Below are 20979 nucleotides of genomic sequence, written 5' to 3'. Positions count from 1 at the left end.
ACAAGGAGGTGAGGGAGGTGAAGAAGGTGAGGGAGTTGAGGAATTAATAAGAGTAAATTCTTCCCTATCTCCCTCATCTCTTCCTCCTCCACTCTCCCACTCTTCTTTACTAGCCCCTAGCCTCTAGCCTCTTTTTTCTAGATAGGAATATAAATGAAACACCAGGAATTATCTGCTTTAGAATTCAGCTTTAACCAATTAATTGAAACTCTCTTAAATAAGAAAGAAGAAAGTGAACAATTCACTGTGAAATTGAGCAGCGAATACAGTCAATTTACTCGCTTCAATCATGCCAAAGTGCGACAAACAGGTACTGTTGCTGATGGCTGGGCTGAGTTGACTTTAATCCAAAATCAGCGCAGTGCTTTTCGACTTATTCCTTTCACTGGCGATAGAGAAGTGGATTGGCAGGTGGCATACAAAGCTTTGCAAGAACTGCGCGAAGAGATTCCTCTGCTACCTTTAGATCCCTATTTAGTTTTGCCATCAGGAACTAACACCAGTAGAGAAATTCATGCAGGTAATTTGTTACTTGAAGAAGCTGTAGTGCCAACGGTACTAGAATTGGTGAATGAATTAGATTTTACGGGCATCTACGCCGGAGGAGTTGTAGTTAAAGCTTATGCTGATTCTAGTGGTCAGAAGCATTGGTTTGCTACCGATTCTTTTACTTTAGATTATTCTATATTCACGACCGAAGAACAAGCTGTCAAAGGCACTTTTGCAGGCAGTCATTGGTATCAAGAAGCTTATACAGCCAAAATTGATGAAGCCAAAAAGCAACTAAAGTTACTTTCTCGGCCTGTTAAACAATTACCCAGAGGAAACTATAAGACTTATTTTGCACCAGCAGCAGTTGCTGATTTATTAAGTATGCTTTCTTGGGGAGGTGTGAGCGAAGCTGATTTACAACAAGGAAATAGCGCTTTAGCAGCTCTATCTCGTCAAGAAAAATTACTTTCTCCTACATTTCATCTTAAAGAAAACTTTCATCAGGGATTAGTACCGCGTTTCAATGAGTGGGGAGAAATGGCAGCACCAGAATTACCAATAATTACAAATGGAATTTTGGTTAATACCCTAATCAATTCTCGCACTGCTAAGGAATATCAAAAAACGGCCAATGGTGCTAACACTGCCGAGTCTTTACGTGCGCCGGAATTAAGTCCAGGAAATTTAGAATTTACTCGGATTCTGTCAAATTTAGATACTGGATTGTATGTATCAAATTTGCATTACTTAAATTGGAGCGATCGCCCGACAGGAAGAATCACTGGTATGACTCGTTATGCTTGTTTTTGGGTGGAAGACGGTGAAATAGTTGCTCCAATAGAAAATTTGCGCTTCGATGACAGTCTTTATCGCTTTTGGGGAGAAAATCTGGTAGATTTGACTGATTTTCAAGAATTTATTCCCGATGTTGGAACATACGAAGGTCGTCAACTTGGAGGTAGTATGGTTCCTGGTATGTTAGTTGAGGATTTTACATATACGCTTTAGTACAAAGATGTATATCTTGCCTAACCAATATATTACATATTTTTACAAACATCTTGACAGAATACCTATCTCGATATAAGTGAGATAGACTAAGTAAGTAGGTGTATACAAAACAAACTAAAAATAGTATTTAATAGTTTTTTCGCCTATAACCAATGCTTTATAGCCTAATGCCTGGGTTTGACGAGTAGAAGTTTTTACCCAGGTTTTAGGAGTAATGGCAATGGGAGTGAAAAAGTATGTTTTATTACCCACATAATTGAATATGTGAGGTTAGCGATGAGCGAACAATTACACATTGACAAAAAAACTGGTTCGTTCACTTCTGCATCAGGAAATAATAATTCTTCTTCACCTGACTCTAGTGACAAAATTAGCCTAATTCGTGATTTTGCTCAACTTTTTCGATTGCCAGTTGCTATTGTTGCTGCTTTCGTAGGTTGTGCTACTATCTATGCATTACATTCGGCAGTTCCATTATATAAATACCTGCTGACGGCAATTATTTTAGTTTGTACACACTCTGCCGCCTGTGCAATCAATGACTATTGGGATGTAGAGAAAGATAGAATAGATCATCCACAAAGACCATTACCATCTGGGCGTCTTTCTCTGCAACAAGTTTGGTGGGCTGCTACTATTCTGTTTGTCTGCGCTCTAATCGCAGCAATTCCTCTAGGGATCTATTGCTTTATCTTAGTAGCCGTGAGTTCTATCTTGCTGTGGAATTACTCCCATTTGTTAGCTCGCAACGGTATTTTTGCGAATTTTATTGTAGCAGCGATCGCGGCTGCAATCATTTTTCTGGGCAGTTTAGTAGTAAATCGGCCTTTAGCACTAATTTATCCTAGTGCTTTTGCATTCTGCTACACCCTCGCCAAGGAAATCATCTGGGATGTGCATGATGCAGTTGGCGATCGCGCTCAGGGAATTATCACCGTTGTCAATTCTTGGGGAAAGAAAAAGGCTTTCTCAATAAGTTGGGGATTAATAGGGATGTTGCTTGTGTCAATTCCATTTGCAGTGTTACTACTGCCAATGGCACATCCCTTGATATTTGGAGTTTTCTCCTCAGTCATGTTGTTGATGATGGGAATGGCACTAGCACGCTATCAATATCAAGATAGTGTGAATGCTTACGAGGGATTTGTATTTTGGGATCGCATAGGTATGCTTGTGGGAGCAGTAGGTTTGTTGGGGACTGCTCCGGCAGTGTAGTATCAGGTTTAGGATTCCAAAGCTCGAATCACACGACAGGGATTGCCAGCAGCAATAACATTAGCAGGAATGTCTTTGACAACAACGCTCCCGGCACCAATGGTAGTATTGTCACCAATCGTCACACCCGGACAAATAATTGCACCACCACCAATCCAGACATTATTACCAATCGTGACAGGAGCAGCTAATTCTAGTTCTCTGTGTGTTAGTCTTTGGATCGGATCGGTGGGATGATAGGCAGTGTAAATCTGCACATAAGGAGCACAAAGCAGATTGTCACCTATATGTACAATGTTACAGTCTAAAATTACGCAGCCAAAATTCATATATAAATTGTTGCCAGCATATATGTTGCTACCGTAGTCACACAGAAATGGTGGGACAACCTCAAAATTTTGACCTAGTTTGCCAAACAGTTCTTGTAGAATTTGCGATCGCTGTTCTAAATCTTCTTCAGTAGTAGCATTGTAAAAACGAGTCAGCCGACGCGCTCTTTGACGCTCAACCACTAGTTCAGGATCTGTAGAAAGATACAGCTCTCGTGCTAGCATTTTTTGTTTTTCAGTCTTTTGTGAATCTTGCATCGATCGCACAGAGAATCAGATTCCTAATTTTTATCCTGGCTTTAACTATCAAATAATATCTAACAAACTCTTCAACATTAAATAACAAGAGGTTGCCCCTGGATCTTGATGCCCTACACTGCGTTCTCCTAAATAGCTGGCCCTACCTTTCTTTGCTTGCATAGGAATCGTTTCTTTCATGCCTTGTTCTGCCGCAGCTACAGCTTTTTGCATTGCTTCCAGTATGAGTTTACCTTCTTTTGTCGCTTGCCGAAAAGCTGCCACAGCCGGAGATAAAGCATCTACCATTGTTTTATCGCCCAGTTGTGCTTTACCGCGTCCAATTACGCCTTCTAACCCAGCTTGCAGCATTTGCAACATCTCTTGCTCAGTCAATTCCTGTTTGCCTGTAATTACCATACTGGCTCTTAAAAACAGGGTGCCATAGAGAGGCCCGCTCGCACCACCGACTGTGGAAATTAGAGTCATACTCACCGTTTTCAAAATGCTGCCGATGTCTTTGTCTGCAACACTCGGTAGTTGAGTTATCACCTTTTGGAAGCCGCGAACCATGTTGATACCGTGATCGGCATCACCTATGGCTGCATCTAATTCTGTCAAATAGTCTTTGTTCTCCTCAAGTGTAGTTGCAAATTTCTGTAACCATTGCAAAATCTGTTCTTTGTTCAACATCGTCTTTCACTCCAATTAAAAATGAATAAGGCTCCCAGCTATTGCTATGGAGCCAAATTTGTGGCAACTTCAACCTCAAAATTGCCAGCTTCTAGAACCGATTACGAGTGAAATATCACTGTCACCAAGGGCAAAAACGCCAACAGAAAGCTATGCCAAGAGCTGAAATTAAATTCTGGCGTAGATTGTGGTTGTTCTAAAAGAGCTTCTATTCTCTGTTCTAAACGATCTGTAGCAGTGGAACCTAAAGCTGCACAGCAAATTAGGGAGGTTACAGGTGGAGTGCTAGCTACCAATAAAAGTGACTCTGCTAGCATTAGGGGATCAACTTTTGATGCAGCGTGGGCATCGGCACGTAGTTCGCGTAAAATTAACAGTTCTTGCCATAAATTTTCTGTATTCGGCAACCAATGAGTGCAAGAACGTACCCAACCCAGCCAGAAAAACCAGAATGTATCCCGATAATAGCAATGCCCTTGCTCATGAGCTAAGACTGTTTCTAAATGAGCAGTTGAGAGAGTTTTGACTAACCCTTGACTGAGAACGAGTTCCGGTTGCCAAAAACCAACAGAAGCTGCAAATAAGGCTTCTGTATCCAATAGGCAGACTTGGCTACCTGCAATACTAACAACAGGACAGTTGCGGGTAGATCTGACAGACTGCCATCCTTGCCATAGGAGCTTGATCCCCAAAATGCCAGAAAATATTAGGTAGCTTAACGCCAATACATAGCTAAACCATCCTGTCTGTAAGCCACCCATTCGCCCTTGAGATCCCATAGAGAGCAGAGCGATCGCTGTCATCAAAATCAACAATGGGGGAAAAAGAAATAAAAATAATGTTCGTTGCCACCGTACAGTCCAATTGCCTTGGGGCTGCTGCCAAGAGAATCGAAGCCAACAACAAACTGTAATGACAGCGCAAATCATCAATAGATGCATCATTTTTCCCCCCTCGCTTGCCGTGCAGCTTGAATGCGTTTTGCTATTGCTTGTATTTTCTCACTTGCTACTTCATCTAGACTATCGGCAAAAGCGGCAACAACATCAGGATTGCCTATTGCCAGAAATTGCTGTAACTGTTCATGCGCCTTGATTACTTGGGCTTGCTGTTTTGACAGCAAAGGACGCCAGTAAAATGCTCGTCCTTTTTTGTCGCAGGCAAGCCAACCTTTTTCGGTTAAGCGGCGCAGCACTGTAGTCACTGAGGTATAAGCTAATTCTCGGTTAGGATCTGCCAGAATGCGATCATGTACATCCTTAACTGTAGCCGAACCAAGCTCCCAAATCAGGTTCAAAATTTCTGCTTCCAAAGGGCCTAAAGACATTTGTTTGGGGCGGTAGTCAGGTAAAGGTGCCATTGTCTAATGTTAGTTGTTGATAGTTGGTAGTTGTTAGGAACAGGTTCTGCTGATGATCTTTCGCTGCAAATAACTAAATTTCTGATGGATTTGATATTTTTACCCGATGAAGAGAGCAAACACAACTTCTTCAATCTGTTCTTTTTTCAGATTATCGTTGATTGACCTGCCTTGTAAGCGATCGCATAATTAATTATCATGCCACTTGCGATAGCACTAATATGCTTGGTGGTATTAACCTCTTTAGAGTCCCCACATGAGTTATACTATTTTGGATTTTAGATTTTAGATTGAAAATCGCCTTCTATGTCTGTGTTCTATAAATCAATCTGTAGTAATCATTTTTTAAATTAGTATTAGTATTGGTCATCTCGAATTTTAAAGTTGACTCAAAATCTAATTGTGGAGAATTTAAGCCCTTGTCTAGAGGAGCTTTACCATGCTTGTATTACTTGCCAATACAAAACCTACTAAAAATCCGATCAAGAACTGATTCTGTTACCTCTTCTCCCGTAATTTCTCCGAGAGCATGAACCACACCGCGTAAGTCAATTGTCCAGAAATCAAGAGGTAATTGCTGGGCAATAGTCGCTTGCACTTGTTCTAAAGATGTTTTTGCTTTTACTAATGCGGCTGCCTGTCTTTGGTTAATTGCTAAATCCATCTCGGCAGCTTGTACTTTCCCGATTTGAACTATTTCTAAAATTGCTGTTTCTAAAGCATCAATTCCTTGATTGTGTGCAGCAGATGTTCTCACAAATTGGTGAATTTCATTTGGATATTGGACTGTTTGTGCCGATCCAATATCAGTTTTGTTGATAACTAAAATTAACGGACGGTGTTTTACTTGTTCATAAATCTCTTGATCGCCTGCTATCCACCCTACAGAAGCGTCGATAGTCAACAGTACTAAATCAGCTGCACTTGCAGCACGACGGGAACGTTCAACACCAATTTTTTCTACTTGGTCTTCTGTTTCCCGAATGCCTGCGGTATCTAGTACTTGCACGGGTATTCCACCCACTACTAACTGCGATTCAACCACATCACGGGTTGTACCAGGTAAATCGGTCACAATAGCGCGATCGCTTCTACTCCACGCATTCAACAAACTTGATTTTCCGACATTTGGACGCCCAACAATTGCCACTTTTAATCCAGTACGGAGAAGTTCGCCTTGATCTGCAGTTGCTAGTAGCTTAGTAATTTCTGCGCTAATTCTCTCAATTTCTGAGATAATACTTTTATCATCCAGCGGAGGTAAGTCTTCCTCAAAATCGATCCGCGCTTCAATTTCTGCCAAGATATCCAAACATTGAGCGCGTAACTGGCGAATTGGATGAGCTAATTTACCTTGCAAACCAGCTAAAGCAGAGGCTTGCGCTTGGGGCGATCGCGCTCCCACTAAATCAGCAATACTTTCCGCTTGCGTTAAGTCCAATCTACCATTTAAAAACGCCCGTAGAGTAAATTCTCCTGGCTGTGCTAATCTTGCACCGTTTTCTAAGCATAGTTGCAATACCTGCTGTACTGCCATAATTCCACCGTGGCAATGGAACTCCACCACATCTTCGCGGGTATAGGAACGGGGTGCTTTCATAATTAACAGCAGTGCTTCATCCACCAATTTTTGTGTCTGGGGATGACGGATATAACCGTAGACAATGCGATGACTTTCCCAAACTTGACGCCCAGGAGCATGGAAAAGAGTATTGGCAATCGGCATTGCTTCTGAGCCGGAGACGCGAACAATCCCCACACTACCCTGCTGGGGAACAATAGCAGTGGCGATCGCAGCGATAGTTCCGGTAGTAGCAAAGATTTCTGACATGGAGCTTTTTTTAAAATCAAGTTACGTCTATTGCTTAGGTTAGCAATATAGCTTTTTGATTAATGAATAGAATCAAAGAGACGATAACATTTATCTAGGAAAGTATTTGTACTTAGCAGCCGTAATTGCTGTCTGCTGGTGTCCGAAGGAAAATCACACACAAGGAGGTTTGCATGGAAGACAGTAATCTCAACATTAACTGTAAAGAAGCCTGTGTTAACGGCTGCGTTTTGGGTGATAAATGTCCCAATATTGAATTTAGAGAAGCCGCAGCCAAGTTTATTGAGGAAACTTCTTTAGACAAAATGCTAGAGATGGCTGAAGAAGCAAGAATGAGAAAGTTGATGGAACCGCCCAAATGGGTTTTCCCTGACGATAACTAATGCTTTGAAGAAAAAAGGCAGAAGGCAGGGGGCAGGAGGCAGTAGACGCGTAGCGGCTTCCGTAGGTAGGAAAGAGGATTGACTTGTTTATTTCATTCATAACGAGCGGTGCGCCGCCTGTGGGGCTGCTTTCAAGAACTTTAGCTCATTTTTCTCATAACTCTTGCAGGGGCAAACGTTGCCAAGCCCCTCATCAAAATCTAGAGGCTGATGAAGATTTGAGGGCAATTTGTTACTGTTAACTCGGAATTGCTGTTGAGTGGGCATTCTGAGGTTGGAGTGCAGGATTACTCAAAAGCAAATTGATCGTTCAACTTGATCGGCACGAGGATAATATGACTTTATTCAATCTCGATACATTGATTGAATTTCTGTTGGGAATTAGCTTGAGTGCGGCGGCTGGCTTTCGAGTATTTGTACCACTGCTGGCACTAAGCATGGCATCTGTTTTAGGACACATAAATTTGCCAACTGATTTAGATTGGGTGGAAACGCCTCAAGCCTTAGTTGTATTTGCAGTTGCTTGTTTGCTTGAAATTATCGGCTATTACATTCCTTGGCTGGATCATCTGCTGGATACTGTTGCCACACCTGCGGCATTTATCGCTGGTACAATTGTCGCAGCATCCTTCGCGCCCGAAATGAGTCCAATAGTTCAATGGACTTTAGCTTTAGTTATAGGTGGTGGAACTGCGGGATTAACTAAGGGATTGATGAATATCTTACGAATAACTTCTACAGGCGTCTCCGGTGGATTAACCAATCCTGTTTTATCAACTATTGAGCTAGTCATAGCGATCGGGCTGTCTGTACTCGCGATCGCAACCCCAGTAGTAGCAGGAATCATTGTAATTGGTGTTCTAATATTTGCTATTCAAAGAATCTGGAAGTTCTTTACAGGCAAACCATCTTCCCAACCAAACTAAATCATCTTATTAGCGATCGCGTGCTTGTCTAAGTAGTGCATAGTAAGCAGGAACCTTTGCATTTTCTCCGCTGGGAAGAATGTGAATTGTATGGATGACGTCTTCTCCATCAGCTAGTACCTCAAAGCTTGGAAAAATATTAGCGATGTCTTCTCGTGTCACACTACCTTTGCTAATTCCACTCTTAAGCACTGTTTCAAGTTCTTCTGGTAATTTCCCTGCATACATTTGTACGAGAGAGGCAAAATAGCTGCTTGCCTTAGAACCAATGTCTATTAGGTAGATAATGCCTTCTTTCCCTACAAGCACTTCCAAAGAACGTGCGAATAAAGTGCGTTGCTCCCCATCGAGTTGATGCATGGCACCTCTAGTATAAATGTTGGCATTGCCGATTTCAGAATGTAACGCTGCCGCCTGCTCCAGCCGTAAGGCATCTAAGACGCGGTATTCAATGTTTGGGGCGTTATTGTTGGCTTGTGCTAAAGCCACTGCACTAGGTGAGACATCAACCCCCATCACTCTTAGGAAATGATTGGCAAGAAAACGAGTTTGATTACCATCTCCACACCCGAAGTCAATCAGAAACAACTCTCGATCCATCCAATCTATAAACCGAGGCAAGTCAATGGCTGCTGCAAAAGCAGGTTCGCAATTCCAAAGAATCGGTGCAGAATTAAGTGCAGTAGTACTCCAGTAGCTTTCCCAAGCTGAAGCATTGTCAATATTGTTCTTTGCCATAACTATTTATCTCTTAAAAAACAAGGGAACAGGGAACAGGGAAGAGGATTTAACTTGTGCGGAGCCTCCCAGGATTGGTGGAGGCTGGGAACCAGTTATTCAGGAGCTTCTAAGCCCGTGCAGACGGGCTTAGTCCTTATAGCCCAACCCTTATAGGGTTTGGGCGATATAAATACTCGTCTTTTACTTACAAAAAATAAAACGGTTTAGTTTCGTTTCATTTACAATAGCGTAGATTATGTTATAGTTCAAGCCCTAAGAGCTTAAACCTTGCAACATGATTGAAAGCGTGAATATTAGTGAAAGTCGTTCTAAAGGTGGGCGCCCCGCTAAAGGAACAGCCAAAGAGCGTATGGAGCGTTTGCTCAATCAGGCTACGCGGGTATTTTTGGAATACGGCTACGGATTATCCAGCATTGATATTCTTGCTCGTGAAGCTCATGTTGCCAAGCGCACAATTTATCAGCATTTTGGAAACAAAGCAGAACTGTTTGGTGCTGTTGTTCACCGTTTGAGCGATTCTGTTTTGGCACCGTTCCCCAATTTGAGCGAGGATACTCTACCAATCGAACAGGTGCTTGTGGCTTTTGCTCAACAACTTATAACTAGAGTGACATCGCAAGAAGCGATTGGGTTGCAGCGGATAGTGATTGGTGAGGCAAGTCGTTTTCCCGAATTGGCAAAGCTGTACTATGATAATGGCCCAGCACGTGCTATTTTTGCCCTTGCTAATTATCTCCAGCATCAAAATGAACTTGGAGGGATCAAATTTATTGATGCCACCATTGCTGCCGAGCAATTCTTGAATATGGTTCTTGGCGAACTCCACCGCCGAGTTTTACTAGGGGTTGAACCTGTGCCAGATTCCGAGCAAGTTATGTGTCGTATTAACAGTGCGGTAAAACTTTTTCTGCGGGGTTATGGTTATGGGTGCAACAACACAAAAGAGTAGAACGTGCGATCGCGCTTTTGAGAAGTGTCTTAAATCTTTGGTTAGATTCAGGGTAGAAATCTGGATTTTGAGTAGGTTTGCGATTACCTAATCAACTGAAACCCTGGTTTTCATCAGTAGTGCTACAAGCAAAGCAGCCACACCGCAAAAAATACCTAAAAATATCCATAATCCTAAAGGACGACCCTTACGCCACGCAATAACTGCTGCTATGCTACCGACAAGGCAATGAGTGAGCAGCAATAAGTAGAGAGTTTGTTCGCTGCTAAGATTTGACATCTTCTGTAAGCAAAACTGCGATCAGTGTGAGGAAAATTGGATAAATTAATATGTCTCGTTTTTTTAAGTTAATCATAAACATAGTAGTATTGGCAGCATTGTTATTTATATCCCAGCAAGTTTGGGCACAAAATTGGCGTCCAGTTCGTGGTGGCATTCCTTTCGGAATCAGTGGGATGGCTTTAGTCGGGCAGCAAATAAATTCTCTAGATTTTTTAGTTGTTCATGATAATAAACAAAAAAATCAAGGTCGTTTAGCAATCATTAGGATTAAGGGTAAAAATCAACCCGAATACTTTCCTTTGGACTGGCAAGGTAATATAGAACTACCTATCGATTTAGAGGCACTAACATCTATTCCAGGGAAAATAAACTCCTCTTTTATTGCTTTAAGTAGTTCTGGAAAAGCTTATTACATTAGGCTAGAGCGTTCTAAACAGGTGATTTCGTTAATCAAGGAATTTAATTTACCAGAAATTCCTCAAGGAAGTAATTTTGAAGCATTTGCCCTGCAAAATATCGAGGGTAAATTAGTTGCTGTTTGGGCACACCGGGGTGAAGGAGAACAACCAGCAATTATTTACTGGGGAACACTTGACTTAGCTACATATCAAATTACTCCTATTGGTTCTGCCAATCTGAAAGTACCCTTTCCATCTGGAAATATTCGCCATATTTCGGATTTGAAGGTAGATCCTGCTGGAATTATATATATCACTTCTGCAAGCGATCCAGGCAATGACGGGCCGTTCCAATCAGGTGTATACGTTGCTGGTTATCTAGGATTTCGCGGTAACAAAATCGCATGGCGACAGAATCCTCAACTTTTTCCTCTCTACCGTTTTGATTACCACAAGATTGAAGCGATAGAACTTGTTCCAGGTGCAGAAGGTGGTGCGATCGTCGCTACGGATGATGAAAATTTAGGTTCTTATGTGTACATTTTGGGTGGGAGTAGCTGAGGTTGGATTGCAATTGCTATTTCTGTGTATACAGGCTTTTTAATAAATACAATCATGTCAGAACAAGAAATAGAACTACCATATACCAAAGAAGAAGTAGGAAGTTGGTATATCAACAAAACTGTAAATGATCAACTTTTAGTAAATATTCAGGAATTGAAAAACAAAAAAATCAGCGTTATGGGAGGCTGCGGGCAAGTTGGTTCCCATGTGATAGCGAAATTATATGAATTTGGCTTTCCAATTGACAATATTTACATCAACGACGATCTGCGGTTGGGAAAGCAAGAAAATCTGCCAGAACCTTTACGCGATCGCCTAGATACAAGAACCCATCTTGAATATTCACAAAACCCCCAACACGAGCCAGATATTGTCATTTTTGTGGGAGGGCGATCGAGCGCTCCTCACTTTGAAAAATTGAACGATGTGATGGAAGAAATTGAAACATGGAAGGCAACTTTAGAATGGTGTGTTGCTAAAAACATTAGATTAATATTTGCAAGCACGAGCAGTTTATGTAAGCAGCGTCCTTCAGTAGAAACACAAAGAGTTTGGCCTGGTTCTCTTTACGAACTTGCAAAATTAATGATGGAAGAAATGGCAATTCAACAAGCTCTTTCTAATGATTTAGTAGTGCAAATTTGCAGATTTTTTTCTGTTTATGGTGTTACAGAGCAACACAAAAACAATTTTGGCAATCTGTATACTCAAATTCTTTGGTATGCAATCAAAAGAAAGCCATTTGAAGTCTGGGGACAAACAGGTTATTTTGTACCCGGCGAGCAAACAAGAGATATCATTTTTGCACCTGAAGTTTCACGCGCAATTTTACATTTGCTGACTTTACCTGCTCCTAGTCCGAGAGTTGATGATATTTCCAGTCTTACATATAACATTGGGCAAGGTAAACCCGTCTCCGTTCGAGAAATGATAAAACAAATTGAAGAACTTGTACCATCAACAATGAAACCTATCATTCTTGAAACTGAAGTTCCTCAATATATGAAAAACTACGTTATTCATACATGGGGAAATCCACAAAAGCTAATTGAAGCAGGATTTCAGCCTATGTTTACAAATCATATAGAAAACCTAAAATTTATTATTCATGCTTTATTAAATGAGCATGATTGGTATTGGTCTATTGTGGAAAATATTAGGAGCAAAATTGTAAAAGCTTAACCTGTATCCATAACTAAAATATCCAATTCGCGTTGCATTTGCGTATAAACTAAGTCATAACAAGCATTCACGTAGTCGCGATCGCGGGCTGCCTGGTTACCATAACGTTCAAACACAATCGGAGTACAAACACGGGTATGGATTTGTACAGGTAAGGGTATATTGGGTAAGGGGCCAATTGCCAAGCCCCAAGGTAAACCCAGATATATGGGAAACACACCTGGATCTATGCCGTATAACCAAGGTAATCCCAAATGATGTAACTTTTTTACCTGTTCGTAGTAATCACCCAAAACAATCAAAGTATCATGTGCGCCGACAGAAATCACTGGAATAATTGGTACTGACTTCTTTAATGCCAGCTTAATAAATCCTTTTTGATTGGCAAAGTAAATTTTGTGACGCTCTCGATGAGGACGAAACATATCATATTGTCCTCCCGGATAAACAAGCACACTTGCACCAATATCAAAAGCAGCACTTGCCATTGTGGGATGGGCAGGAATGGCTCCAAGTTTTTGTGCCAGATTGGCAATGGGGGAACTTACTTTCCACGCATAAGGGTGCATTAAACCATACACCGAACGTTGCACTCCAAAGCGACGGAACCAATCGTACATCATCATATGTAAATCAGGAGATGCCATACCGCCATTGTGCGAACCAACCAGCAAAACTTGTCCATGATCTGGAATGTGATGCCAACCTGAAGTCTGTACTCGAAAGTAGTAGCGATAGAGCCATTCCCATATTGGCATTAAAGATTCTATAAATTGAGGATCTCGCGCTGATAACGTCCAACCCGGTAATGATGTAGCTGAATTTTGATGAATCATAGTTTGATGTAGACTACCTACGCGCTGGTAGATATACGATATGGGTATAAAAGTGGCAAGGCTGAGATCTTACATCCTTCTCAATAAGAGTAAGGTGGGCACTGTTCACAATGTAAAAGTAAGGGTTTGAGGAAAGTTAGGCAGTGCCCACCCTACAAACATTGCTTAGTACTATGCAACAGTAATCAATAATCCTCCAGATATACTTCGCACTTAGTACAAAGCAACTTTTTTTAACAAAATCTCATCCACTCGACATTCACTAGAATAGTCTTTTGAGTAGATTTTTGTACTTGGTGATAATCATATATTGAAAGTATTCATTATTACTGAATTACTAAAACAAAAAAGGGGAGTTTTATATGTTTGCCGCTGTTATTTTTTTAGCTGGTTATGCTGTAATATCTACACTCTTTATTTCTAGTGTGGAATAACAAAAATTTGTTTTTCTTGGGCGTTAGCTAAGATTTTTTACCTCTCGGCTCGCTATCTCTCATTGTTATTCGTATCTCATTTGCCTCGGTTGGTTTCGCCGAGGTTTTTTTGTGGGATGCGATCGCGTTTTTAAACTCTTACAACTCTTACAAAGATAAGAAATCTCATTTGCATATAGTTAGCAAAAATACCAAACCACAACTATGTAACCAACTAGCTAGTTTTTAGTTTTTTTTTAAAATTACAATTACTGTACTGTAAACAATCAAAAAAGGCTATTTTAAAACTTAAAATCACGATTTTCCCTTTTCATCCAAGTCAAAAAATCTTATTCTTCAGGTAACAGGTGCAATATTGACTCAGACTAAATCCTGTTAAATTTAACTCCCCGAACCCACTCCCAAGAGTGGGCTTTTTATTTGCTCAGACATCCTTTAAGTTCAAAGAGTACACTTCTGTCTAAACCTCCTTTCGACATACAGATTTGAGTCGGATTCATCATTCTTTATCGTTGTGCCACACGCCTCAATATAAATATACCTATTCCTAAAAATACAAAGTTGGGCAACCAAGCTCCCATAAAAGGAGAAAAGATTTCCGCCTGTGCCATAGCACCAGTAATAAAGTAAAATAAATAATAAGTAAATATAACTATGACGCTAACACCAAAACTTGTGGCTCGCCCAGTGCGCTGAGGTATAGTTCCCATTGCTGCGCCAACTAAACCAAAAACCACACAGACAAACGGCAAAGATATTCTTTGTTGAATCCGCACTTGAAGTTTGCGAATTTTTTGATCATCACCGCCTAGACGCTCTAATTCTAGTTGTTCTAGCGATTGGATAATGTTCATCTCACCGTAGTCACGGCTTCTTTGTGCCACATCTAATGCTGTGCGGGGTAATTCGAGCTGTTGTTTTTCAAAACGTACTATATTGCGATAAGAGCGATCAGCGGCGACTAAATAAATAGTGCCGTTAGAAAAATCCCAGACGTTTTGAGATGCGTTCCATTGAGCTGATTCTGCTACAACAATTTGATTGAGACTTTCTTGGGAACGGTCGATAATAGTCAAGCCTGTCATTCGCTTCCCATCAAACTTGTCGGCATAAAACAAGCGTGTGAGAATCTTTTCTTTATCCCCATCTTTCTGCCTAATATATCGATATTCGGGGTAAAAAATGTTTTCCTGCTTGAACATCGGCTTTTCTGACTTTAGGGCTTGATCTAGTGTCAGAGATGCTTGATAATTGGCTATTGGTGCAATTTGTTCGTTAAAAACAAATGTCATTCCTGTTACCAAAAAGCTCATAAAAACAGCAGTCAGCACCATGCGATAAACGCTGACTCCACAACCACGTAAAGCAATCAATTCACTCTCGCTAGATAGACGACTGTAAGTCATCAATGTAGCCAAGAGCGTAGCCATCGGGAAAGCCAAAACAATAAAATTTGGAAATTTCAATAAAAAAACTTTTAAGGCAATACTTATTGGTAGCCCTGATTCTACGATTTTCCTAACCAATTCAAAAACAGCGTCAATTGTGACGCCAATGGAAGAAAAAGCCCCGACACCAAACAAAAATGGTGGCAATAATTCGCTAGCTAGGTAGCGATCCATGATGGTGAATGGTAGCAGCGAATTAATGCGATAGAAAGATTTGTATTTAACCATTAGTTAATAGTTATGAGTCATTGCTCACTAGTCATTAAGTTATTAGCTAAGGACGAGTAACTTATGACTAAATCTGGAAATTATCACCCAAGTAGTATTGGCGTACGAGATGGTTATTGTAAAGTTCTTTGGCATTGCCAGAAGCAAGAATTTGTCCTTCGCGCATGATGTAAGCCCGATCTGTAATCGCTAGAGTTTCACGCACATTGTGATCTGTAATTAAAATCCCCATGTCGCGATCGCGCAATCGTTCAATCAAATGTTGAATTTCTGAAACTGCGATCGGATCAACTCCCGCAAATGGTTCGTCCAAAAGCAAAAATTTTGGCCCTTCTCTACCGGCGGCTAAGGCTCTTGCTAATTCAGTTCGGCGTCGCTCACCTCCAGATAGTTGAATTCCTTTACTTCTAGCCAACCTTTCTAAACGAAACTCTCGCAATAATGTGTCTAGTCGTCGCGGCCATTCCCAACGGGGTACATTGGTTTGCTCTAGCACTAATAAGATATTATCCTGCACTGATAACTGGCGAAAAACACTTGCTTCCTGTGCCAAATAACCAATGCCTAACCGTGCTCTTTTATGCATCGGCAAATTAGTAATATCCTGATGATCTAACCATACGGTTCCTCGCTCCGGTTTTTCTAAACCTGTAGCTATATAAAAGGTAGTCGTTTTACCAGCACCATTTGGCCCTAGTAAGCCAACGACTTCACCTTGAGCAACAGAAAGATTAACGCGATTGACAACCGTTCGCTTACCATAAGTTTTATGAATATTCTCTAAGACTATTTTCACTCTCTGCACCCTTTTTCATATGTACTCAGTGCATTATTGTCAGTTGTTAGTTCGTTGATTGATTGTTCGTAAACAATTTCTATGAACTCTTAACCATTAACTAATAACTAATAGGGAGCACTAGTCATGATACATCAGTGTCAGTCTTAATTAGAACGCCTAAAATTTCCTGTAGACGGGGCTGGTGAAGTAGCTTGATTTAAATCATTGTCATTAACAACGTAAGTGGATTCTACTTGACGACCGGTTCTAGGTTGAGCAACAAAACGCCCTTCATCAATTAGATATGTGACAGTCTCACCTCGAATGCTATTGCCACCTTGTTGCAAAATATAAACATTACCACTTAAAACTATGCGGCGTTCTTTACTAAAGTATTGAGCTTGAGCAGAAGTTGCCTGAATTTGACGAGCCGGATATAAAAGTTGGACATTACCGCGAGCTGTTACTACTTGAGTTTTAGCATCGTACTCTTGCACGTCAGAACGAATAGTTAAAGGGCGATTTTCTCCTGAGGTTTGTCCTGATGTTTGTGCGGTAGCAGTTTGCAGTTGACTGGGAAGTGCGATCGCCCCTGCAAGTGCAAATGGTAGCATCAAGGCTAATCCAAAGCGACGCAGCGGAGATGGAAATAATGGATAAAAAGGCTTCATAGCAATTTTGGATTTAAGATTTCAGTTTGTATTCTAATGATCTTAAGTACCCGATCCAGATATTAAATCCATAGGCTGGACATTTTCAGGATAGCTACTCACGAAAATCATTGACGTTTGACTCAACTGGAGGTTTCATATCAATTTTGGATTTTAGATTTTGGATTAAAATCCTCGATTAACAGCCTATTCCAAAATTTTGAAACAAGACTCCCGCTCGCCAATTTGGTATTACTTCTCAACAGGATTGGGGAATGGGTACACCCCTTACCAGGTTCAACCTGGTAACGAGACACTAGAGCAATTTAGCTCTCTGAATCGAAAGCAAGATATTTAGTTAAAACCGAGTGAAAACCCTTCCTAGTTTAATGAGAAAAGTTTTAGCTGTTATTTGAAAGAATTGGTATAAGGATTTCTATCCTAACAAGGATTCAAAGTTATTAATGAGTTTTCCCGATAGTTAAGTAAAAGGCAGATGGCAGGGGGCAGTCCTTATAAAACAAGTTTCACTACCAGGTATGAAAAAGGTATTTTCCCTACAACGCCACATGCTTTATGCCGGGAAACCCTTACTTACAGTAGACGCCTTCGGCGTCTACGCCAGTCGCCTATGGAGGGAAACCCTCCCCGAAGTTCAGATCGGCGGAAGCCGCCGCTCCGACTTCTCTCCGCAGCGCTGGCTCACCACCGCAGTGGCTCCCCCACACCCTTACACCCTTACACCCCTCTTTCAAGTCAAAGAGCAGAAGGTAAGTACTTAAATAAAATTCATTACATATTCTCTATATTGTTCCCTGTTAAAAGTTCCCTATCCCTTATCCCCAACTTGCTGAATCTTGGGCAGTGTTAAGACTTGTTCTTCACTCAACTTCGCCAAGGCAACCTTTTCTAGCTGGGTTTGTTGTAATGTTTTCAATAAGTCAGTACTTTGATGTAATAATTCATCTACATCAATGCCACCGTAAACTGATGGATAACGTCGCAAGCGATTGCTACCTTCTCCCAACAAAATCGCTGCACCTCTGAAGTTATGGTTACCCAGATGATACAGTGCCACAGCAATTTGCAAAATTCCTTGATAAAAAGTTTTCTCTGGCTCTGTTGCTTCTATCCACAGAGCCTCTAAGGTATCATGACAAGCATAGAACTGCCCAGCATTAAACTGATCTATACCTTGCCAAAATTGCTGGGGCAGATCTTCGTTCATAAAAATCCTTGTGAGGTGACTGTGGCTGGCATTGGCAATGCAGATGTTAATTCTAGATAATGTTAAGTTCTCTATGTAGGGCTGAAGCCAAAAGCTTACAGCCTTGCGTTGCTTACGCCATGCTGTCTCGCACTTGTTTAATGGTTTCTAGAGAAATTTCTTGCTTGTCACCAGCAAACTCATTATCTGGAGTTAAAAATAGCATACAGTGGCACTCTTTGCGCTCCCGCATTGGTACACAGGGACAGTTCCAATAAGCAGCGTTTACCTCAGCTTCTTTATCTTCGTAGTGACGGCAGGGGCATAAAGGAGATCCGAGTTCGTCTTTATGCTTGGCAAGTCCTTCAATTACTACTGCGGTAACAGAAGGTTCAGAACAGAAGTAGGTTCCAGTGCGCTTGGCATATTGTTCAGAAAAATGCCGCATTGCTTCTAAATTTTTATCGCTGGATGTTGTGTTTACCTCTGGTGAAATCATAGGATCGGCTACTCATAATTTACACATTTCTTTGCATTGTACCGCAGCATAACAGAGCTATAACTAGGGAGAATTCCCCGTCTTTTTACCCCTCTAAAGTTACCTGAATTTCCATTTTCGCCTAGATCCTAAGCGTACTGGGAGCAAAACAAAACAGAGATTACGTTAAATGGTTGCGATCGCCTGACATTGAAATTATGAATTCATTGAATTTGCACTAGCTATGAACTCTAGTATGGCTTTTGCAGCTGGAGTTGCAGTGGTTGATCTGCTTGCAGCACAATCCCAGGATTATCTCTATTTATTACTACTTTTTCTGGTGTGGCTGTCAAATTTTGCCACAATACCCAACGACTACCTCTAGAAAGCAAACAGAGAGTTAAGGGATTTGGGGTGAGCCAAATTACGGGGTTACTTTTAGGGCATTCATTGATGGCATCTTCACCTGAATTAGTTTTTGCTAAGGCTTCCAAAACCACACGATGGCCTTTAATTGAACCTGTAGATGCTGTCCACAGTTGTACTTGTATTTGCTGTCGCCGTGCATAAAAATACAGTGAGGCTGCGGCAATTACTGCTTGCTCAAAATTGTCTTCTTCCCAGTTGGCAGAGCTGTCAAGGGCAATAATCGTGTCTTGCCCGGCAGTCATCATTTCTAACTCTCGCAATCGTAACTCTCCATAGCGAGCGCTGGTACGCCAGTGAATTAGACGCATGGGATCGCCGATCCGATATGGACGTAGCGATCGCACAAGTCCTTCGTTTGCTGTCTGCAATGGTTTACCGCAGGGATCGCCTTTGAGGCTGTCTTCTTGCCCAATTTCATCGATGAGGGGACAATTTGTGAGGGGTAGCACCGTAGGATACACAATCGCAGTGGCTGCACAATCACGCTGGCGGCGACACCAAAATAATCCCAAAGGCGCACCACTGCCCAAATCGACTGTATGCCAGCGATAAACTCCCCGGCGCACAGTGGGTTGATAGTAGATCCAACGGTAGCTTTTTTGGGCAGGAATTGTTTCTATTGCTTGCTGTTGTGGTTTCCCTAAAACGAAAGGGAGCACATCTGTAACTTGGATTAAGCTCACAGGCTGCTTTTTGGAATTAATGATTTCTAATTCAACCGTCAAACTGTCTCCGGCTGTGATTGGCTCAATCGGATGCCGTTTGACAACTAAACCCACGAGCGATCGCGGTGGTAAAACAGCTGCTACACCCAACAAAGCAAAACTGACGCCACTAATAACGTAAAGCCAACCAGCCATTGTATTGATGCCAGCTCCAAAAAAACAAATAGCAATTCCCACTAATATCCAACCACCATATGCAGGGGTGCTAGCACAAATCTCTAACCAGGTAGTAATAGGTTTAATAATTTTCATAGTTTATACACAATTAAGCAGACGATGGTGAGTTGAAAATAATACTTGTATTCAAAAATCGAAACAATCAATAATAGCTAAATATTTACTTTTAAGACTAACTCAATTACGCTTAAAACTCATACAAATAAAGGTTTTTCTGAAGATTTTATGAAGTCAATCTCAAAAATGAGTAGATTAACGGAGAAGATTTAGAATCTAAGTAACTACACGGTTTAAATTGTTATTTTTAAACTTAATGCAAACCGTTAGTGAAAATTTATATGTGATTTATATTGCCAGAGGGAACAGAAATGGAAGACCAGATCGTGTCCCAAGTTGGGACTTCAAAACTTTCGGTGCCACTACCACCACCAAATCACTTTCTTTTAGGGAAAATAGGACAAACCCCGATACCATTTCCTTCTATTCAGCAGATGATGCGTGATGCCCATGCCCGTAAAATCTCTGTTCACATTCGCGTTGGTGAAGTACCCCGATTTCGGATTGGGGGGCAGATGGTAGTTACGCCGCAAATCTTTGAAGCCTACTTGTCAGAGATTCTCACCCCATTGCAGCGTCAGCAATTTATAGAAACTAAAGAATTAGATACAGCTATTTTTTATCCTGGATTTTTGCGCTGTCGTATCAACTGTTTTGAAAAGCTTTCCAGTTGATGGAAGATAGCACTCATGAGGGAATGCAGGTAATGAATCAAGCCCTCTGTCAGCTAATGCCATCTGGTCAAATTAGTATATAGGATTGACGTACAATCCCTCCAAAAACCTCGTGACTCCGTGTTCTCTGTGTCCTCTGCGGTTTAATATTTCGTAACTTCGCACGTTCTAGTTTAAATAAATCGACCACAGATGGACACCGATAAACACAGATTTTATCAGTGTCCATCTGTGGTTGTAATTAAGTAAGAAGTCTATGTAGAGA

General features: G+C 41.2%; 22 protein-coding genes. 8 read left to right on the top strand and 14 right to left on the bottom strand.

Annotated elements, in window-relative coordinates; translation table 11 throughout:
- The first annotated feature begins 153 nt into the window (after positions 1 to 153).
- Together U2718_RS23055 and U2718_RS23050 are read left to right on the top strand one after the other, a co-directional pair.
- A complete protein-coding gene (locus U2718_RS23055; protein WP_342002510.1) occupies positions 154 to 1500 on the top strand; it encodes a TldD/PmbA family protein in 1347 nt (448 codons plus the stop codon).
- A gap of 279 nt (positions 1501 to 1779) precedes the next feature.
- A complete protein-coding gene (locus U2718_RS23050) occupies positions 1780 to 2718 on the top strand; it encodes a geranylgeranylglycerol-phosphate geranylgeranyltransferase (RefSeq protein ID WP_342002509.1) in 939 nt (312 codons plus the stop codon).
- Positions 2719 to 2726: 8 nt separating this feature from the next.
- Here U2718_RS23050 and U2718_RS23045 read toward each other — a convergent pair whose 3' ends face one another.
- The 5 genes from U2718_RS23045 to mnmE form a co-directional block, all read right to left on the bottom strand.
- Complete coding sequence (locus U2718_RS23045; protein WP_342002508.1) at positions 2727 to 3305, bottom strand: sugar O-acetyltransferase; 579 nt, start codon at positions 3303 to 3305, stop codon at positions 2727 to 2729.
- A 48-nt stretch (positions 3306 to 3353) separates the two neighbouring features.
- The gene (gene dhaL / locus U2718_RS23040) at positions 3354 to 3977 is read right to left on the bottom strand and encodes a dihydroxyacetone kinase subunit DhaL (protein WP_342002507.1); all 624 of its coding nucleotides are present in this window, start codon (positions 3975 to 3977) and stop codon (positions 3354 to 3356) included.
- Between the two features lie 101 nt (positions 3978 to 4078).
- Positions 4079 to 4918: a M56 family metallopeptidase gene (locus U2718_RS23035; protein WP_342002555.1), complete on the bottom strand. Its 840-nt coding sequence runs from the start codon at positions 4916 to 4918 to the stop codon at positions 4079 to 4081.
- Positions 4918 to 5337: a BlaI/MecI/CopY family transcriptional regulator gene (locus tag U2718_RS23030; protein ID WP_342002506.1), complete on the bottom strand. Its 420-nt coding sequence runs from the start codon at positions 5335 to 5337 to the stop codon at positions 4918 to 4920. Before U2718_RS23030 ends, U2718_RS23035 begins: the two co-directional genes overlap by 1 nt.
- Positions 5338 to 5785: 448 nt before the next feature.
- Positions 5786 to 7168 (bottom strand): tRNA uridine-5-carboxymethylaminomethyl(34) synthesis GTPase MnmE, encoded by a 1383-nt coding sequence (mnmE, locus tag U2718_RS23025; RefSeq protein WP_342002505.1) that lies wholly within the window; start codon positions 7166 to 7168, stop codon positions 5786 to 5788.
- Positions 7169 to 7341: 173 nt separating this feature from the next.
- Between mnmE and U2718_RS23020 the strand changes: the two genes are divergently transcribed.
- Positions 7342 to 7551, top strand: a complete 210-nt coding sequence (locus U2718_RS23020) for a hypothetical protein (RefSeq protein WP_289787587.1) — start codon at positions 7342 to 7344, stop codon at positions 7549 to 7551.
- A 335-nt stretch (positions 7552 to 7886) separates the two neighbouring features.
- Positions 7887 to 8477 carry a DUF4126 domain-containing protein gene (locus U2718_RS23015; RefSeq protein WP_342002504.1) on the top strand — a complete coding sequence of 197 codons (591 nt, stop codon included), beginning with the start codon at positions 7887 to 7889 and terminating at the stop codon, positions 8475 to 8477.
- A 9-nt stretch (positions 8478 to 8486) separates the two neighbouring features.
- On the opposite strand, the gene U2718_RS23010 is transcribed toward U2718_RS23015, so the two are convergent.
- Positions 8487 to 9215, bottom strand: coding sequence for a class I SAM-dependent methyltransferase (locus tag U2718_RS23010; RefSeq protein WP_342002503.1), 729 nt, complete (start codon positions 9213 to 9215; stop codon positions 8487 to 8489).
- Positions 9216 to 9492: 277 nt separating this feature from the next.
- On the opposite strand from U2718_RS23010, the gene U2718_RS23005 reads away from it, so the two are divergent.
- Positions 9493 to 10167, top strand: coding sequence for a TetR/AcrR family transcriptional regulator (locus U2718_RS23005; protein ID WP_342002502.1), 675 nt, complete (start codon positions 9493 to 9495; stop codon positions 10165 to 10167).
- 87 nt (positions 10168 to 10254) lie between these two features.
- On the opposite strand, the gene U2718_RS23000 is transcribed toward U2718_RS23005, so the two are convergent.
- Positions 10255 to 10446 (bottom strand): hypothetical protein, encoded by a 192-nt coding sequence (locus U2718_RS23000; protein ID WP_342002501.1) that lies wholly within the window; start codon positions 10444 to 10446, stop codon positions 10255 to 10257.
- A 50-nt stretch (positions 10447 to 10496) separates the two neighbouring features.
- Here U2718_RS23000 and U2718_RS22995 point away from each other — a divergent pair, with 50 nt between their 5' ends.
- Together U2718_RS22995 and U2718_RS22990 are read left to right on the top strand one after the other, a co-directional pair.
- The gene (locus tag U2718_RS22995) at positions 10497 to 11408 is read left to right on the top strand and encodes a hypothetical protein (RefSeq protein WP_342002500.1); all 912 of its coding nucleotides are present in this window, start codon (positions 10497 to 10499) and stop codon (positions 11406 to 11408) included.
- A gap of 54 nt (positions 11409 to 11462) precedes the next feature.
- A complete protein-coding gene (locus U2718_RS22990; RefSeq protein ID WP_342002499.1) occupies positions 11463 to 12593 on the top strand; it encodes an NAD(P)-dependent oxidoreductase in 1131 nt (376 codons plus the stop codon).
- Here the strand turns inward: U2718_RS22990 and U2718_RS22985 are convergent.
- The 7 genes from U2718_RS22985 to U2718_RS22955 all read right to left on the bottom strand — a co-directional run bounded on the left by U2718_RS22985 (position 12590) and on the right by U2718_RS22955 (position 20058).
- Positions 12590 to 13429, bottom strand: a complete 840-nt coding sequence (locus U2718_RS22985; RefSeq protein WP_342002498.1) for a lysophospholipid acyltransferase family protein — start codon at positions 13427 to 13429, stop codon at positions 12590 to 12592. The two genes, U2718_RS22990 and U2718_RS22985, sit on opposite strands and share 4 nt — an antisense overlap.
- A gap of 940 nt (positions 13430 to 14369) precedes the next feature.
- A complete protein-coding gene (locus U2718_RS22980) occupies positions 14370 to 15485 on the bottom strand; it encodes an LptF/LptG family permease (RefSeq protein WP_342002554.1) in 1116 nt (371 codons plus the stop codon).
- A gap of 121 nt (positions 15486 to 15606) precedes the next feature.
- Positions 15607 to 16335: an LPS export ABC transporter ATP-binding protein gene (gene lptB / locus U2718_RS22975; RefSeq protein ID WP_342002497.1), complete on the bottom strand. Its 729-nt coding sequence runs from the start codon at positions 16333 to 16335 to the stop codon at positions 15607 to 15609.
- Positions 16336 to 16481: 146 nt separating this feature from the next.
- Positions 16482 to 16988, bottom strand: a complete 507-nt coding sequence (locus tag U2718_RS22970) for an LptA/OstA family protein (RefSeq protein ID WP_342002496.1) — start codon at positions 16986 to 16988, stop codon at positions 16482 to 16484.
- Between the two features lie 808 nt (positions 16989 to 17796).
- Positions 17797 to 18195, bottom strand: coding sequence for a DUF309 domain-containing protein (locus U2718_RS22965; protein ID WP_342002495.1), 399 nt, complete (start codon positions 18193 to 18195; stop codon positions 17797 to 17799).
- A gap of 112 nt (positions 18196 to 18307) precedes the next feature.
- Entirely contained in the window at positions 18308 to 18673 is a 366-nt protein-coding gene (locus tag U2718_RS22960; RefSeq protein ID WP_342002494.1) for a ferredoxin thioredoxin reductase catalytic beta subunit, read from the bottom strand.
- 230 nt (positions 18674 to 18903) lie between these two features.
- Positions 18904 to 20058, bottom strand: a complete 1155-nt coding sequence (locus U2718_RS22955; RefSeq protein WP_342002493.1) for a DUF58 domain-containing protein — start codon at positions 20056 to 20058, stop codon at positions 18904 to 18906.
- Positions 20059 to 20351: 293 nt separating this feature from the next.
- Here U2718_RS22955 and U2718_RS22950 point away from each other — a divergent pair, with 293 nt between their 5' ends.
- On the top strand, positions 20352 to 20714 hold the full coding sequence (locus U2718_RS22950; RefSeq protein WP_342002492.1) for a hypothetical protein: 363 nt from the start codon (positions 20352 to 20354) through the stop codon (positions 20712 to 20714).
- The last annotated feature ends 265 nt before the right edge of the window (positions 20715 to 20979 follow it).

The sequence above is a fragment of the Chlorogloeopsis sp. ULAP02 genome (assembly GCF_038404745.2).
Lineage (GTDB): Bacteria > Cyanobacteriota > Cyanobacteriia > Cyanobacteriales > Nostocaceae > Chlorogloeopsis.
This window is presented reverse-complemented; position numbering and strand designations above follow the sequence as displayed.